Annotated in this window: 16 protein-coding genes; 9 read left to right on the forward strand and 7 right to left on the reverse strand. The window is 62.0% G+C overall.

From position 1 onward, the window contains the following. Positions 1-67 precede the first annotated feature (67 nt). The 4 genes from tatC (at position 68) to GNZ12_RS24675 (ending at position 4088) form a co-directional block, all read left to right on the forward strand. Positions 68-844, forward strand: coding sequence for a twin-arginine translocase subunit TatC (tatC, locus tag GNZ12_RS24660; RefSeq protein ID WP_172314573.1), 777 nt, complete (start codon positions 68-70; stop codon positions 842-844). 181 nt (positions 845-1025) lie between these two features. After that, positions 1026-1889: an SDR family NAD(P)-dependent oxidoreductase gene (locus GNZ12_RS24665; RefSeq protein WP_172314575.1), complete on the forward strand. Its 864-nt coding sequence runs from the start codon at positions 1026-1028 to the stop codon at positions 1887-1889. Positions 1890-2630: 741 nt separating this feature from the next. After that, entirely contained in the window at positions 2631-2933 is a 303-nt protein-coding gene (locus GNZ12_RS24670) for an ArsR/SmtB family transcription factor (protein WP_172314577.1), read from the forward strand. 93 nt (positions 2934-3026) lie between these two features. Beyond that, positions 3027-4088, forward strand: a complete 1062-nt coding sequence (locus GNZ12_RS24675; RefSeq protein ID WP_172314579.1) for an alkene reductase — start codon at positions 3027-3029, stop codon at positions 4086-4088. 266 nt (positions 4089-4354) lie between these two features. On the opposite strand, the gene GNZ12_RS24680 is transcribed toward GNZ12_RS24675, so the two are convergent. Beyond that, positions 4355-4882, reverse strand: a complete 528-nt coding sequence (locus GNZ12_RS24680) for a GNAT family N-acetyltransferase (protein WP_172314581.1) — start codon at positions 4880-4882, stop codon at positions 4355-4357. Between the two features lie 135 nt (positions 4883-5017). On the opposite strand from GNZ12_RS24680, the gene GNZ12_RS24685 reads away from it, so the two are divergent. Continuing rightward, positions 5018-5665 carry a VTT domain-containing protein gene (locus tag GNZ12_RS24685; RefSeq protein ID WP_172314583.1) on the forward strand — a complete coding sequence of 216 codons (648 nt, stop codon included), beginning with the start codon at positions 5018-5020 and terminating at the stop codon, positions 5663-5665. Positions 5666-5706: 41 nt separating this feature from the next. Continuing rightward, positions 5707-6318, forward strand: a complete 612-nt coding sequence (locus GNZ12_RS24690) for a LysE family translocator (RefSeq protein WP_172314585.1) — start codon at positions 5707-5709, stop codon at positions 6316-6318. 28 nt (positions 6319-6346) lie between these two features. On the opposite strand, the gene GNZ12_RS24695 is transcribed toward GNZ12_RS24690, so the two are convergent. The 3 genes from GNZ12_RS24695 to GNZ12_RS24705 are packed head-to-tail and all read right to left on the reverse strand — an operon-like array spanning position 6347 to position 7666. Then, positions 6347-6853 carry an SRPBCC domain-containing protein gene (locus GNZ12_RS24695; RefSeq protein ID WP_172314587.1) on the reverse strand — a complete coding sequence of 169 codons (507 nt, stop codon included), beginning with the start codon at positions 6851-6853 and terminating at the stop codon, positions 6347-6349. After that, positions 6850-7200 carry an ArsR/SmtB family transcription factor gene (locus GNZ12_RS24700; RefSeq protein WP_235993868.1) on the reverse strand — a complete coding sequence of 117 codons (351 nt, stop codon included), beginning with the start codon at positions 7198-7200 and terminating at the stop codon, positions 6850-6852. The genes GNZ12_RS24695 and GNZ12_RS24700 overlap by 4 nt, the downstream gene beginning before the upstream one ends. Before the next feature lie 4 nt (positions 7201-7204). Then, the gene (locus GNZ12_RS24705; RefSeq protein WP_172314589.1) at positions 7205-7666 is read right to left on the reverse strand and encodes a VOC family protein; all 462 of its coding nucleotides are present in this window, start codon (positions 7664-7666) and stop codon (positions 7205-7207) included. Positions 7667-7752: 86 nt separating this feature from the next. Here GNZ12_RS24705 and GNZ12_RS45600 point away from each other — a divergent pair, with 86 nt between their 5' ends. The 3 genes from GNZ12_RS45600 (at position 7753) to GNZ12_RS24720 (ending at position 10190) form a co-directional block, all read left to right on the forward strand. Beyond that, a complete protein-coding gene (locus GNZ12_RS45600; RefSeq protein WP_172314591.1) occupies positions 7753-7989 on the forward strand; it encodes a helix-turn-helix domain-containing protein in 237 nt (78 codons plus the stop codon). Then, complete coding sequence (locus GNZ12_RS24715) at positions 7889-9121, forward strand: NAD(P)/FAD-dependent oxidoreductase (protein ID WP_172314629.1); 1233 nt, start codon at positions 7889-7891, stop codon at positions 9119-9121. The genes GNZ12_RS45600 and GNZ12_RS24715 overlap by 101 nt, the downstream gene beginning before the upstream one ends. Before the next feature lie 151 nt (positions 9122-9272). Beyond that, positions 9273-10190 (forward strand): NAD(P)-dependent oxidoreductase, encoded by a 918-nt coding sequence (locus GNZ12_RS24720; RefSeq protein ID WP_172314593.1) that lies wholly within the window; start codon positions 9273-9275, stop codon positions 10188-10190. Between the two features lie 54 nt (positions 10191-10244). On the opposite strand, the gene GNZ12_RS24725 is transcribed toward GNZ12_RS24720, so the two are convergent. From GNZ12_RS24725 to sauS, 3 genes are all read right to left on the reverse strand, one after another. Beyond that, positions 10245-11627: an MFS transporter gene (locus GNZ12_RS24725; protein ID WP_172314595.1), complete on the reverse strand. Its 1383-nt coding sequence runs from the start codon at positions 11625-11627 to the stop codon at positions 10245-10247. A gap of 154 nt (positions 11628-11781) precedes the next feature. After that, positions 11782-13440: an AMP-binding protein gene (locus tag GNZ12_RS24730; protein WP_172314597.1), complete on the reverse strand. Its 1659-nt coding sequence runs from the start codon at positions 13438-13440 to the stop codon at positions 11782-11784. Then, entirely contained in the window at positions 13437-14882 is a 1446-nt protein-coding gene (sauS, locus tag GNZ12_RS24735; protein WP_172314599.1) for an acylating sulfoacetaldehyde dehydrogenase, read from the reverse strand. Before sauS ends, GNZ12_RS24730 begins: the two co-directional genes overlap by 4 nt. Positions 14883-14964: the final 82 nt, after the last annotated feature.

Here is a 14964-nt window from a genome sequence, read left to right on the forward strand (position 1 = left end):
TTTCCCCCGCTTTCAATTGGCGTTTACGTCCTTTCCTTCCATCGATGATTCCTGGCAGAGGCTCGGCATGAGTGACCTACAGCAGATTAACGACGAGCCAGTCGAAGAGACGTTCATTTCACACCTGGTCGAACTACGTGACCGGATCATCCGCGCAGGCGCTTCCGTGGTCTTCGTGTTCATCGGACTGGTTTACTGGGCGCCCGATATCTTCCGGCTGCTGGCCCATCCACTGATCCAGAACTTGCCGAAGGACGGCAAGCTGATTGTCACCGACGTCACGGGCTCGTTCTTCGTCCCGATGAAAGTCACCATGATGGTTGCGCTCGTCATCGCACTGCCTGTCGTGCTGTACCAGATCTGGGCGTTTGTCGCGCCGGGGCTCTACCAGCACGAAAGGAAACTCGTCGTGCCGCTGGTCGGCAGCAGCTACACGCTGTTTCTGTGCGGCATGGCATTCGCCTATTTCGTCGTGTTTCCCACCATTTTCCGTGTGATGGCGCATTACAACGCGCCGCTCGGGGTGGAAATGACGACGGATATCGATAAGTATGTGGGTTTCGTCCTCACCATGTTTCTTGCGTTTGGCGTGACGTTTGAGGTGCCGATCATCGTGGTGATCCTCGCGCGAATGGGGATCGTGACGGTGAAGAAGTTGCGCCAGATCCGGCCGTACGTGATTGTCGGTGCGTTTGTGATTTCCGCCCTGGTGACGCCGCCGGACGCGTTCTCTCAGCTTATTCTCGCCTTCCCGCTGGTCATTCTCTACGAGGTCGGAATCATTGCAGCCGGGATAATCACACGCACGGACGGGAACAAGGAGCAGGCAGCAGAAGGACGGTGACCGGTTCTGTCGCATTAACGCGGAGAAAGCAAAATTCGAGGCTGACTGCATGTGTCGGAATCCGAAACATGCCGAACAGGTCTGCATGGCGGCATTCGAGTTTCTGCGGAAAGCATTGCGATAAATTTTTTTGTTAGTTAAATGACTGTCTAGTCACTTTTTATCCAAAAGGAAACTCAAAATGTCTAAAGTCTGGCTTATCACTGGAAGCGGAAGTGGTTTGGGTCGAAACATTGCCGAGGCAGCGCTGAACGCTGGCGACCAGGTCGTCGCGACCGCCCGTAACGTCCGCCAATTGGACGAACTGGTGGCGCAATACGGCGCGAATGTCCGGGCAGTCGAACTCGACGTCACCAACGAGTCGCAAGGCTTGGCGGCGGTCGACGCAGCGGTCGATGCCTTTGGCCGACTTGACGTGCTTGTGAATAATGCAGGTTATGGTGATACCCGGCCGTTTGAGCAGGTTCCTTCGAACGAGTTTCGCCAATTGGTCGAGACCTGCTTTTTCGGTGCCGTGAATCTTACCCGCGCCGCGCTTCCTGTCATGCGGCGGCAGCGCAGCGGACACATCATCCAGATTTCTTCGTTGGGTGGCCGTACGGCATTCTCAGGCAACGCGGCCTATTTCGCGTCGAAGTGGGCCGTCGGTGGCTTTACTGAAGGCCTGGCGCTCGAGACCGCACCCTTTGGCGTTAAGGTTACCGCTCTTGAGCCCGGTGGAATGCGTACCAATTGGGGAAAGCGTGCCAACGCTGACCGACCGGCGTTGCTGCCAGATTACGAACCCTCAGTCGGTGCAAGCGTGAAACAGTTGGAAGGCTATTGGGGCAACGAGTCCGGTGATCCCGTCAGAGTTGCGGAGGTCGTCCTCAAGATTACTGACACTGAAACTTTACCGCCGCACATTCTGCTCGGAAGCGACGCTTTCCAGTTTGCGCGTCAGGCGGAGCAGGCGAGAGCGGCCGATGCGGATCGTTGGCAAGCGGTCAGCGTGTCGATTGACGTCGATGCTGTCGGTTCCATTCCGCCGTTTCCGGTGAAATGACTGGGGTGTAAAGCGTGGCCAATTATCCTGAGCGGCAGCTTTGAGGGAAAGCGAATGGCCGAGTGGGTCGTCCACCGCCGCTCGTCTGGATCGCCATGTAGTGCAAGGCTGGCATGTACAGATCCTGCCTGCGCCTAGCCTTGCTGTCCGCGGGATAGATCACTGGCTGGTCGCCTACCCTCGGCGGGGTCTCGGGATGTGGGGACTCGCGGCAAATCGGGCTCGTTGCCCGTCGGGGCTTCATCAAGTCCGAGCGGAAAACAAACGTCCAGACCGCTTCAGAATTGGGATTCGAGCGCGAGCGCGCGTGCAAAACGTGCTGATTGGCCGCAAGAAACGAAGGCAAAATGAAATCATCGTGAACTAGCCTGTCCAGCTTGCCAAGTGCAGATTTACATATAGGATTCCAAATTTAATTTGCTATTGGAATCGAGCTTTTTCGCGCTGCCCCTCCCGAGAACCAAAGTTCTTGCTGTCGACCGCCTAGGCCCATCTGCAGTTGATTTCCGCGCGCAAATTCACATTGTGAAATATGCGCTGCGTTCTTTTTTGTGCGAAATGTGGTCCGTGCCCAAAGTGCAGGCTTATTTGTGCACCCACAACTATCGACCCCATAGCCAGTAGTGGTTTCATACATATCGTTAAATTCCGATATACAATTCGTCTTGTAGCGATGCAGAGGCGCGGCCGCCAACCGGCGGCCACGTCTGCCAGTTGTTGATGCCCTGAAAACTGACCCACATGACGCTCGATATCGACGCGATCCACAAAGCGCTTGCCAACCCTGTACGGCGGGAGATTCTCGGCTGGCTGCGCGAGCCGTACGCGCACTTCTCCGACCAGGAGTTGCCACTCGATCAAGGCGTGTGCGCCGGCAAGATCGACGCGCGCTGCGGCCTGTCGCAGTCCACCGTGTCAGCGCACCTCGCCGCCTTGCAGCGCGCGGGTCTCGTCACGTCCAGGCGGGTGGGTCAATGGGTGTTTTTCAAACGCAATGAGGCCGTTATTCAGGCGTTTCTCGAGCACATGAACACCGGGCTCTGAGCACATCATCCGCATCGCCGCGTTTTTTCGCTTATTTCATCGTGCAATTTTTTAAGGCTCGGGCCACGCGCCCGCCACCTAAGGTGAACTCCTATGCCGACTCTTTTTGACCCGCTTCAGATTGGCGACATCACGTTGTCGAACCGCATCATCATGGCGCCGCTCACGCGTCAACGCGCCGAAGAAATCCGCGTGCCGAACGCGCTGATGGCGAGGTACTACGCCGAACGCGCCACGGCAGGCCTGATCATCAGCGAAGCCACTTCCGTCACACCGCAAGGCGTCGGTTACGCCGACACCCCGGGCATCTGGTCGCAGGAACAGGTCGAAGGCTGGAAGATCGTCACGAGCGCCGTGCATGCAGCCGGCGGCAAGATCTTCCTGCAACTGTGGCACGTCGGCCGTATTTCGGACCCGCTGTTCCTGAACGGCGAACTGCCGGTCGCGCCGAGCGCGATCCCGGCACAAGGCCACGTGAGCCTCGTGCGTCCGGAGCGTCCGTACGTGACGCCGCGCGCACTGGAACTCGATGAAATCGCCGGTGTGGTCGACGCATTCCGCAAGGGCGCCGAAAACGCGAAGGCGGCAGGTTTCGACGGCGTGGAAGTGCACGGCGCGAACGGATATCTGCTCGACCAGTTCCTGCAGGACAGCACCAACAAGCGTACCGACGCGTACGGCGGCCCGATCGAAAACCGCGCCCGCCTGCTGCTCGAAATCACCGATGCCTGTATCGACGTCTGGGGCGCGAACCGTGTCGGCGTGCACCTCGCACCGCGCCGCGACGCGCACACCATGGGCGATTCGGATCCGGCTGCCACCTTTGGTTACGTGGCACACGAACTCGGCAAGCGCAAGATTGCGTTCATCGCTGCTCGCGAAGCGCTCGGCGACGACCGCCTCGGCCCGCAACTGAAGAAGGCATTCGGCGGCCCGTACATCGCGAACGAAAAGTTCACCAAGGAAACCGCGCAGCACGTGCTCGACGCAGGCGAAGCGGACGCGGTGGCGTGGGGTCAACTGTTCATCGCGAATCCGGATCTGGTGCGCCGCTTCGAGACGAATGCCCCGTTGAACAAGCCAAATCCGGCGACGTACTATGCACAGGGCGAAACCGGCTACGTCGATTATCCGACGCTGGAAACTGTCGAATAAGTGGTTGAAGTCGCCTGGAATTTGAGCTGGGAAATTAGCAACGCAAATGAGCTGCGAAGTCAGCGGAGGGTTAAGCCGCTGTATTAAAGCGGCTGATTCATAGAAGTGCGCGGCAAGACAGCGCGGCGGGTATGAACGGACGGATGTCCAGTCACACCTGCCGCGCTTTTTTATGCGCTGCCCGTCGGGCGCTTCGTGTGGATTGCACGCCCATCGCAGGCACATCACAGACGCACCGTTGGCACACTAAACGCTCTCGCCTGCCGTCATGCCAGGTCACGCCGCATGAACACGCGCTTCGATTCGTCGAGTCCGCGCGCGATATGCGCGTCGCGCCGCGCGATCAGCGCCGCATCGAGATCGGTCTCCGCGATATCGTGAAAGCCGAGGCGCCGATAGTACGGCGCGTTCCACGGCACCTCGCGAAACGTCGACAATATAAGTTGCGTGAGTTGTTGCGCGCGCGCGAGTTGCGCGACCTGCTCGATCAGCGCCGCGCCGATGCGTTGCCCTGCATGCGAAGTCAGCACGTCGAGCTCCTGAACATATAAGCGCGTGGGCTGCGGCTCGAACATCACGAACCCCACACAGGTCTCATCGGCATCCACGGCGACGACGATCTGCTGCGCATCGATCTTGCGGTTGACGAGTTCCAGCTCCATCGGCGGTGCATCGGCGATACCGGTCATGCCGACGCCAGCAAAGCGCTGGCCGGCCTCGAATTCGATCGTACGGATAGCGTCCGCATCGTGCGGCGCGGCAAGGCGGAACGTGACGTTCAAAGCGTGTTGCATAGGTGTCTCGTCGTTTTTTTTCAGGGGCGATTCCGGAAGACTCCCCCGATATTGACATTGCAACCGCGAAATAAACAAGTGCCCACGCCGCCACGGGACTAAAATCCTGAACACCCCAATCCCTTTCGGACCAAGATGGATCTCATGCATGTGCTGCAGGTCGCCCTGCACTTCGACCAGCACCTGAGCGGATTGATCGTGCAATACGGCACGGCCGTCTACGCGATGCTGTTTCTCGTAGTGTTCGTCGAGATCGGCTTCCTGCCGCTATTCTTTTTGCCTGGCGATCCGCTGATTTTCATCTGTGGCGGTCTCGCCGCCACCGGCGCGCTGAACGTCTGGCTCGTGATCCCCGTGCTGTTCGCCGCCACCGTCGCCGGCAGCATCGTCTGCTATGCGATCGGCCGCGCGATCGGCGAAAAAGTCTATACCGCCGACTACCGCTGGCTCGACAAGAATGCCCTGCGTAAAGCGCACGCGTTTTACGAAGCACGCGGCGGCCTGACCTTTCTGCTATCGCCGTTCATTGCCGTCGTGCGCACTTTCGCGCCGTTTGTCGCCGGTGTTTCACGCATGACGTTTGCACGTTTCGTCTCGTTCGTCACGGCCGGCGCCGCACTGTGGATCGTGTCGCTGGTGGCAGCCGGCTATCTGTTCGGCAACGTGCCGCTGGTGCGCGACCATATGAGTTCCATCGTGCTGCTGGGCGTCTCGCTCGGTGTCGGATCGTTGCTGGTGAGCGCCGTGTGGCGCTTCGTCAACCGGAGGTTGCGCGCCCGCTGAACCGAAGGTTGCGCGCTCACTCAAATTCGCGGAGAAACCTTATGACGCTGTCGGCTTTGCTCGTTTTCGCCCTGGCGCTAATCATCGCCGCCGGCACGCCGGGCCCCAGCATCGCCGCGCTGGTCGCACGCGTGCTGACCAACGGCTTTCGCGACGTCTTGCCGTTTCTCGCCGCGATGTGGCTCGGCGAAGCATTGTGGCTCACCTGCGCAGTGGCCGGTCTCGCGGTGATCGCGCGCAGCTTCGGCATGGTGTTCATCGTGCTGAAATTCGTTGGTGTCGCCTATCTGCTGTTCCTTGCATGGAAAATGTGGCGCGCACCGGCCGACGTGCAAGGCAGCGACTTGCCGAGCGGCCAGTCGCCGTGGCGCATGTTCGTCGCCGGCTTGCTAGTGACGCTCAGCAATCCGAAGATCATGATGTTCTACCTCGCGTTGCTGCCGACCATCATCGATCTGTCACGTATCGGCACTGTCGCGTGGTTCGAACTGACGCTCACCATGCTGATCGTGCTGATGGCCGTCGACTTCGGCTGGGCTCTGCTCGCCACGCGTGCGCGCAAGCTGTTGAGCACCCGCCGCGCAGTCAGGATCACCAACCGCGCCAGTGCCACGGTCATGGTGGGTGTTGCCGCCGCTATCGCCACACGCTAACGAGCATGTGACAACGAGGCGCCGGCCTTCAGCCCGGCGGCGCAGCGGCTTGCACTTCAATCCGCAGAGATGCCAGCAAGACCTGCCACCACTCGCCGTGCCGCAACAGAAACTCGCGCTCGGGGAAATGGTGGCGCGCCACATGGTCCTGCGGCGCCGTATCCCAGCCGCGATGCTCGACCGTCACACGCGTTTCGTCGCCCACCGCTTCGAAACGCACTTCGACGTGCGTGTGCTGCGCATCGGTGAAACTGGCCTGATGCCAGCCGAATGCCAACCGCTCGCCCGGCTCCCACGCTGTGACGCGGCCGATCTCGAACACACTGCCGTCCGGCTGCGTTTCGATCAGGCGGCCATACTCCCCGGGCGTGAGCGGTGCCGCGGCCTGCTCGAACGACAGCACGCCCGCGCCTCGCGGCGTGAATTGAAACAGCCCGTTCGGCCGCCACCATCTGCCGATCTCGCGCGTGAACACATCGAACGTGCGCAGCGGCGTGGCCGCGACGCGTAGCGACACCTGCACGCGCGAACTCATTCCTGCTGCTCCAGATGCGCCTTGAACGCCAGCAATTGCTCGGACCACAATGCTTCGGTCTGTTCGAGCCACGCCTTCAGTTCGCTCATCGGCGCCGATCTCAGCACGTAGAGGCGCACGCGTGCGTCGATGCCGTCGTGCGATTCTTCGATCAGCTCGCTCGAACGCAGCACCCGCAAATGCCGGCTCATCGCCTGCGGCGAGAGACCGGTGGCTTGAGCGAGTTCGCCGGCACGCATCGGCTGCTGACTGAGCAGATCGACCACCTGACGCCGGTTCGGATCGGCTAGCGCGGCCAGCGTGCGGTCGAGCGAGGCGCTGGCAGGCAATGCCATCGGCTTACCCATCCGTTTACACCCACCCTTCGATTTTCAGGCCGCTCACGCGCTCGGCTTCCTCGCGCGACACCGCGCGCACGGTCTGGCCGAAGCTCCAGACGTGCCCTTCCGGATCGCGCGCCGCGTAGACGCGGTCGCCGTAAAACTGATCCGCCGGCTCGCGCGTGATGACAGCGCCCGCGGCCCGCGCGCGGGCGCAATGCTCGTCGATCCCGTCGCGCAGTTGCACGTGCACCGATTGCGTATTCTTGCCGCCGATCGAAGCCGGGCTCGCCGCGTCTTCCGACCATTCGCGGCAGATCATCACGTAGCTGTCGCCGAAACGCATTTCCGAGTGGCCCAACTGGCCGTCGCCATCCGTGATCACCATTTGACGCTCGAAGCCAAACGCTTTCTCAAGCCAGTCGAGCGCGGCAAACGGGTCCTTGTAATACACCGACGCGCCCAGCGAAGGACGATGAAACGGTTCGCTCATGATTCCCTCATTTTGTAAACCATTTGGTTGATATTTAACACTATAGTTAAACAAATTGGAAAGGCAAGGATGGCATATTCGTATCGTTGTTCCTTCACAATGCCGGCATCAGCATTGCCCAGATCGCACGGGGATTTAAGACGACTCGACAGACTATGATGCGGGTGCACCTCAAACGGACGAAATCATTCTCCATAACGCCCGAAATACTCCATGACCACTTTGAAATTCGATGCCGTTGTGCTCGGTGCGGGCATTGTCGGCGTGTGCGTTGCCGTGCACCTTCAGCAACGCGGGCGCCAGGTCGCGCTGGTCGACCGTAAGCAGCCCGGCAACGAAACGTCGTTTGGCAACGCCGGGCTGATCCAGCGCGAAGCCGTGTATCCCTACGCGTTTCCACGTGACCTCGGCACCTTGCTTCGCTACGCGCGCAACCAGTCGCCAGACGTTCGCTACCATGCCGACGCCATGCTCAAGACCGCGCCGTTCCTGTGGCAATACTGGCGCAATTCTCATCCGGCAAAACATGCCGCTATCGCGAAGTCATACGCCACGCTGATCGAGCATTGCGTGGACGAACACCGCGCGCTGGCCGCCGCGGCCGGCGCGAGCGCGTTGTTGCGCCACACCGGCTGGATCAAGGTGTTTCGCACTGACAAGGTACGGGACGCGGAAATCCGGCTCGTTGAACAGTGGCATCGGGAATATGGCGTCGAGTTCGAAGCGCTCGACGCCGCCCGCCTGCAACAGAAGGAGCCCGATCTCGACAAGACCTTGTCAGGCGGCTTGCGCTACCCGGCGTCTGATTCCGTGAGCGATCCCAACGCGCTTGTCACCGCCTACGCGAAGTATTTCGAAGCGCTGGGTGGGCGGTTCTTCATCGGCGACGCGGACTCGTTTCGGGAGGGTTGGGCGGTCGATACGGAAGCCGGAACGATCACTGCTTCGTCGGCGGTAGTCGCGTTGGGGCCGTGGTCGGATCGGGTCAGTACGCGACTCGGCTATCGCTTGCCGCTTGCTGTCAAACGCGGGTACCACATGCACTATGCGGCTGAGGCAATGGCCCGGCTAAATCATCCGGTTCTGGACGTCGAGAAAGGCTACCTGATCGCACCCATGGCAAAAGGCATCCGCTTGACCACCGGGGCGGAAATCGCGCACTGCGATGCGCCCAAAACGCCCACGCAACTCGCCGCGGTCGAGCCGATTGCGCGCACGCTGTTTCCATTGGGCAAGCGTCTCGACGACGAACCATGGATGGGACGGCGCCCTTGTACGCCCGACATGATGCCGATCATCGGGTCCGCGAGAAATCACAAAGACTTGTGGTTCGCGTTCGGCCATGCACACCATGGGCTCACGCTAGGCCCGGTCACGGGCCGGCTGATCGCCGAGATGATGACCGACGAGAAGACGCTTGTAGACACGCGGCCGTTCAGGGTGGAGCGGTTTTAGAACAGTCTGCATGGCGAGCTCGATCCGGTAACACTGCGATTGACTTCTTTGCTAAGGGACCATTCAGGGCGGTTGACGCACGGCTCGCACCACGCAGACATCGCTGACATAATTGATTTCCCCATACTCTTCCCCGCCCTGAGGAACCCCAATGAACAATCCAGCAAACGCTTCTTCGAGCGATGCAGTGCGCCGCGTCACCTTTCTCGGCCTCGGTGTCATGGGTTATCCGATGGCCGGGCATCTGGCGAAAGCCGGCCTCGACGTGACGGTTTACAACCGTACCGCGCAAAAAGCGGAGCAATGGGTCGCCGAGTACGGCGGACGCGCAGCACACACGCCGCGCGAAGCCGTGGACGGCGCCGAGCTGGTGCTGGCATGCGTGGGCAACGACGACGATCTGCGCAGCATCACCCTCGGCGACCAGGGCGCATTTGCGGGCATGGCGCGTGGCACGCCGTTCGTCGATCACACCACCACCTCGGCTAACGTCGCCCGGGAACTCGCGGACATCGCGGGCACGCAGGGTTTGCACTTCATCGACGCGCCGGTCTCGGGCGGCCAGTCCGGGGCGCAAAACGGCAAGCTGACGATCATGTGCGGCGGCGACGCGGCGGCGTTCGAACGTGCCGCGGCGACGCTGCGCCATTACGCGGCCGCCGTCACACTGATCGGCCCGACCGGTGCCGGTCAACTGGCTAAAATGGTCAATCAGATCTGCGTCGCCAGCATCGTGCAGGGCCTGTCCGAAGCGATCCATTTCGGCGAGAGCGCAGGCCTCGACATGGCCCGCGTCCTGGAGGTGATCGGCAAGGGCGCGGCGGCGAGCTGGCAGATGGACAACCGCGGCAAAACGATGATCGAAGGTAAGTTCGATTACGGCTTCGCCGTCGACTGGATGCGCAAGGACCTCGGTTTCTGCCTCGACGAAGCGAAGCGCGTTGGCGTGTCGCTGCCGGTCACCGCGCTTGTCGATCAGTTCTACGGCGACATTCAGGCGTTAGGCGGCAACCGCTACGACACCTCGAGTCTGATCTGGCGTCTGCGCAAGCTCACGCCTGCCGATTAACCAGCGTCGCGAGCAAGCGGGCGCCTGCCGTCCGCCCACTTGCCTGAGCACGTCTTATCTGCGCCAGCGCAGCGGACGGCGCAGATGGTGCCGTTCCAGCCGCACTGCGGCACTCGCCGGGGCAAACGCGGGCATACCGTCCAGTTGCCTGCCTTCGAGCCGCTCGCGCTCTTCGTCGGCCTCGACCGTCCTGGCCGGATCGATGAATAGCGCGGCCACGATCCCCACCCCCAGCAAACCCGCGGAAATCGTGAACGGCACGTTATAACTGCCCGTTGTCTCGATCAGATAACCAAACACCACGGGCGAAATCATGCCGGCGACGCCGAAGCCCGTGTTCATCATGCCGCCCGCCGTGCCCGCGTAGCGACCGCCGATGTCGAGCGGCAAGGTCCACAACACCGGATTCGTGATCTCGAGAAAGAAGAACGACGCCGACAGGTACAGCACCGCCATCAACGGATTGGTCGCGGACACCATCGGCAGCAGGAACACGAGCGAGCCGCCCATGCCCACCACCAGCACGGCACAGCGCGCAAAGCGCAGCCGGCCGGTGCGCTTGTAGAGCCGGTCCGAGACGACGCCGCCCAGGGTATCGCCAATCACGCCCGCGAGAAGCGGCAGCGCCGTGAACAGCGCCAGTTGCTTGAGATCGAAGCCGCGGGCCTCCTTCAGGTACGAAGGCAGCCAGGTCAGATAGACCCACAGCAGCCAGCCGTAACAGAAATCGACGAACGTGACGAGCCACATCCTGCGGATCAGTTTGCGCCACGGCGTGGCCGCACGCTTGGCGCGTTCGCAGTCGCCGGCGCGATAGCCGATCTCAGCCGTTTCCTCAGGCGTCACGCGACGGTTCTGCTCCGGCGAGTTCGTAAAAACGCAGAGGTACAGTATCGTCCACGCGAGACTCGCCACGCCGAGCAAAATAAACGCGTCGCGCCAGCCGCCGGCCACCACCACCGCGAGCACGAGCGGCGGCGTGACCGCGCCGCCGAGGCGGGCGAAGCTATGGGTGATGCCTTGAGCGAAACCCCGCTCCGCCACCGGCATCCAGTAGGTAAACGCGCGCGTCGCCGTCGGGAATGCACCGCCCTCGCCGATTCCCAGCGCGAACCTCAGCGCGACGAGCATCGCCACACTGCCGGCGAATCCCGTGGCGAGCGTCGCCGCGCCCCAGATCAGCGACAACACCGTCAGCACCAGCTTCGGCCCGTACTTGTCCGACAGCCAGCCACCGATGACCTGCATGAACGCGTACGGATACGCGAAGGCCGAGAACACGAGGCCGAGCTGGACCGTCGTCAGTCCCATTTCATGGCGGATGATAGGGCCGGCCACGGCGATATTCACACGGTCGATGTACGAGATGAAATACATCAGGCACATGACGGCCAGGATGATGTGGCGCGTTTTCACGCGCCGCTTATGCGTTTGCATGCTGTCTCCTGTGTCTCTTATGTGACGCCGACGGCGTCTGGGGTGTTCGATTCGCACGTCGTACTGCGTCGCGCTGTGTCGGGTCACGTGCGCCTCGACGCGCACCCGCCTCCTGTGCTTGCCGGCGCGATCCGGCATACCGATGCGCGTGCCGTCAAGTGGGCACGAGCTTCAGGCGCTGCACCTTGCCCGAAGGTCCACGAGGCAGTTCCGTGACGAAGCGAAATTCCTTCGGCGTCTTGTAGCGGCCCAGTTCGCGCAGGCAGTGCTCATGCAGATCCGCGACGTCGAGCGCGCCCTGCCCTTGCTCGACGCGAGGCACGATGAAGGCGACGATCTCCTGCCCATACGCGGTATCCGGCACGCCCACCACTGCCGCATCCAACACACCGGGGTGTTTGAGCAACGCTTCATCGATCTCGCGCGGTGCGATGTTTTCGCCGCCCTTGATGATCAATTCCTTTGCGCGGCCGTTGATGTAGAAGTAACCGTCGCTGTCGCGATAGCCGAGGTCGCCGGTACGCAGCCAGCCGTCGGCGGTGAAGGCTTCACGCGTTTCCCGGGCGCGCTTGTAATAGCCGCCCATCACCTGCTCGCCGCGCAACACCAGTTCGCCGCACTCGTTGGGCGCGCATTCGCGGCCGTCACGATCGATCACCTTGGCTTCACCGCCCGAAGGCAGGCCGATGCTGCCGATTTTTCGCCTCTCCTGATCGTATGGATTACTGAACACAGGCGCGGCGGTTTCGGTCATGCCCATCGTTTCGATGATGCCGACCCCGAAGCGCGTCTCGAATGCGCGGTGATGATCGACGGGCAGCGCTGCCGACGCACTGCGGCAGAACCTCAGCGCGGACAGGTCGAACGCGCACGGTTCGTCGTTGTTGAGCAGATAGGCGACGATCGTCGGCACCACGTTGATCCACGTGCAACCGTGGCGCGCGACATCCCGCCAGTAGGTCCGTGCTGAAAACCGCGGCGTCATGACCACCGAGCCGCCATGAAAGAGCGGCGCCAGCAACGTCACGACAAGGCCATTGATGTGATAAAGCGGCAACGCGGCGAAGACCCGGTCGCCGGTGCCGAGCCGGTGTTCGTGCGAGATGTTGCGGGCATTGGCCAGCAGATTTCGATGCGTCAGCAGGACGCCCTTCGGTGCGCCCGTGGTGCCGGACGTGTACATCAACAGCGCCACATCGCTCGCATCTGGCCCGCCGGTCGACGAGGCTTGAGCCTCCCCGGCGGCTATCGGTGACGCGCTGGGCGCCCCCTCTGCCGATGCCATGTGCGCGGCGGCAACACCTGCCGCTTCCACCAGCGCTGGTTCGACGCAAGCCGGCACAGGCACAACGGCGGCATCGGGCGCCGTCTGGATCAGCGCAACGGTGCGGGTAATGCCTTGCTCACGCAACCCGTCGATCGCGCTCGACATCGCCGCGTGCGTATCGCCGGAGACAAAGACCATGCGCGTGTCCGAATGCTCCACGATGTAGCGCAACTGCGACGGCTGGCACAACAGATTGAGCGGGTTGGCGACGAGCCCGCTATACATCGCCGCGAGCAGCAGCCTTGCCGTGTGGATGCCGTTGCCCATGAAGACCGAAACGACATCGCCGGCGTGCAAGCCTGCTTCGTGAAAATACGTCTCAAGCGCGCGGCAGTCGTCGCGCAGTTCCGCGAAGGTCAACACGTCGACACGGGCCGCGGCGCCGTCATCCTCGGCGCATTCAGGGGCCGCCAGCAGGAACGCCTGGTCGGGATGCTGAGCGGCGCGCGCGTCGATCAGCGCGCGAATCGTATGAGGCGTTCTCATTTGCCATACCTCCCGAAGAAATCGCCGAGTACGTCGTCGAGCTCGGGGACGCGCTCCTCGATCGGGTAGGCCACGCGCGTGATGTTCTGGTAATGGTGAAAGTTGAGATTGCTCGAGAAATTGTTGCGGCCCCACGTTCCGCATCCCATCGAGAGCGAGAAGGGCAAGCCGTTATCGAAGTTGCCGCCTGTCGCGAGGCAATGCGCCTGATTCACGATCACGCGCGCAACTGGCAGCGTCGACGCGAGCTCCACCGCTTGGCCCGAGTCGCTGGAATGCAGGCCCACCGAGTGCCCGGCGCCCATATAGGCGTAGATGCCGCGCACGATGTCGGCAGCAGCATCGAAGGTTGCCGCGCGATAAACGGTCAGTACCGGCGCGAGCTTCTCACCCGAGAAGAGGTAGTCAGCGCCGAAGCCGGTTTCCTCCACCATCAGGAAAGCGGGCTCGCGCGCGGCAATATCGTCGAGCCCCGCCGCCCGTGCAATCTCCGTGGCCGAGCGCGCGGTGCAGTGTGCCGACAGCTTGCCGTTCGACCACAGGGCGGCCTGCAGTCGCGCTTTTTGCGCGGCGTCGAGCATCACGCCACCGCAGGCAGTCAGCTCGGCCAGCATGTTTGCGTACACCGCAGCTTCGATAACGACGCTGTTTTCGGATGAACAGCTCGTAGCGTTATCGAACGTTTTCGAACGTGCAATCTTGTGCGCTGCATCGTGCAGATCGGCCGACGCGGTGACGATCGAAGCCACGTTCCCCGCGCCCACGCCGAACGCGGGCGTCCCGCTTGCGTAGGCCATGCGCACATTCGCCTGCGAGCCAGTCGCCACGACCAGATCGCACTGCCGCATCAGTTCGGCGGTGGCCGCCTTGCTGATCGGCGCTGGCAACATCTGAACGAGGTCGGCCGCGAGCCCGACTTTGGCGAATTGCGCGTGAATGAAGTCGATCAGCAGCGCGCACGACGAATAGCCCTTGGGAGAAGGCGCCACGATCACGGCATTGCCGCATTTGAGAGCGTTGACGATCTTGTTGACCGGCGTGGCCGCCGGATTGGTGGACGGCGTGATCGCCGCCACCACGCCGACAGCCCGTGCGATCTCGACGATGCCGGTGGCGTCATGACGCTCGATCACACCCGTGGTCTTCTGCCCGCGCAAATCGCGCAACAGCCCGAGCGTCTTGCGATAGTTCTTGCGAAACTTGTCGTCCGCGTTGCCGAGACCGGTGTCGCGCACCGCCAGCTCTGCAAGCTGCCGGTTGCGCGTGGGCTCCATGATCGCCCACGCTGCGGCGTCGGCGGCGGCATCGAGCATATCTTGCCCCGCGATCTCGAATACGCGCTGCGCAGCCCGCGCACGCGCAACCAGTGACGCAACCACGCGTTCGACTTCGCTTTGCGCACTCGCGTGCGTGGCTTCGGCTTCTGTGGCCCTGACGTTCATACGGTTCACTCCGGAACGGGAAAGATTGGTGTTGGTACCAATCTAGTGAACCGCGCATGCTTCGGAGTCCCGTTTTCTGAAC

This window comes from Paraburkholderia solitsugae (genome assembly GCF_013177695.1).
In the GTDB taxonomy this organism is placed as follows: Bacteria; Pseudomonadota; Gammaproteobacteria; order Burkholderiales; family Burkholderiaceae; genus Paraburkholderia; species Paraburkholderia solitsugae.

Bases quoted from the DNA above. Each gene is read 5' to 3' on its own strand.
- GNZ12_RS24730 (WP_172314597.1), bottom strand. From the start codon at position 13,440: ATGAGAACGCCTCATACGATTCGCGCGCTGATCGACGCGCGCGCCGCT.
- GNZ12_RS24670 (WP_172314577.1), top strand. From the start codon at position 2,631: ATGACGCTCGATATCGACGCGATCCACAAAGCGCTTGCCAACCCTGTA.
- sauS (WP_172314599.1), bottom strand. From the start codon at position 14,882: ATGAACGTCAGGGCCACAGAAGCCGAAGCCACGCACGCGAGTGCGCAA.
- GNZ12_RS24680 (WP_172314581.1), bottom strand. From the start codon at position 4,882: ATGCAACACGCTTTGAACGTCACGTTCCGCCTTGCCGCGCCGCACGAT.
- GNZ12_RS24695 (WP_172314587.1), bottom strand. From the start codon at position 6,853: ATGAGTTCGCGCGTGCAGGTGTCGCTACGCGTCGCGGCCACGCCGCTG.
- GNZ12_RS24720 (WP_172314593.1), top strand. From the start codon at position 9,273: ATGAACAATCCAGCAAACGCTTCTTCGAGCGATGCAGTGCGCCGCGTC.
- GNZ12_RS24725 (WP_172314595.1), bottom strand. From the start codon at position 11,627: ATGCAAACGCATAAGCGGCGCGTGAAAACGCGCCACATCATCCTGGCC.
- GNZ12_RS24705 (WP_172314589.1), bottom strand. From the start codon at position 7,666: ATGAGCGAACCGTTTCATCGTCCTTCGCTGGGCGCGTCGGTGTATTAC.
- GNZ12_RS24690 (WP_172314585.1), top strand. From the start codon at position 5,707: ATGACGCTGTCGGCTTTGCTCGTTTTCGCCCTGGCGCTAATCATCGCC.
- GNZ12_RS24665 (WP_172314575.1), top strand. From the start codon at position 1,026: ATGTCTAAAGTCTGGCTTATCACTGGAAGCGGAAGTGGTTTGGGTCGA.
- GNZ12_RS24675 (WP_172314579.1), top strand. From the start codon at position 3,027: ATGCCGACTCTTTTTGACCCGCTTCAGATTGGCGACATCACGTTGTCG.
- GNZ12_RS24685 (WP_172314583.1), top strand. From the start codon at position 5,018: ATGGATCTCATGCATGTGCTGCAGGTCGCCCTGCACTTCGACCAGCAC.
- GNZ12_RS24700 (WP_235993868.1), bottom strand. From the start codon at position 7,200: ATGGGTAAGCCGATGGCATTGCCTGCCAGCGCCTCGCTCGACCGCACG.
- tatC (WP_172314573.1), top strand. From the start codon at position 68: ATGAGTGACCTACAGCAGATTAACGACGAGCCAGTCGAAGAGACGTTC.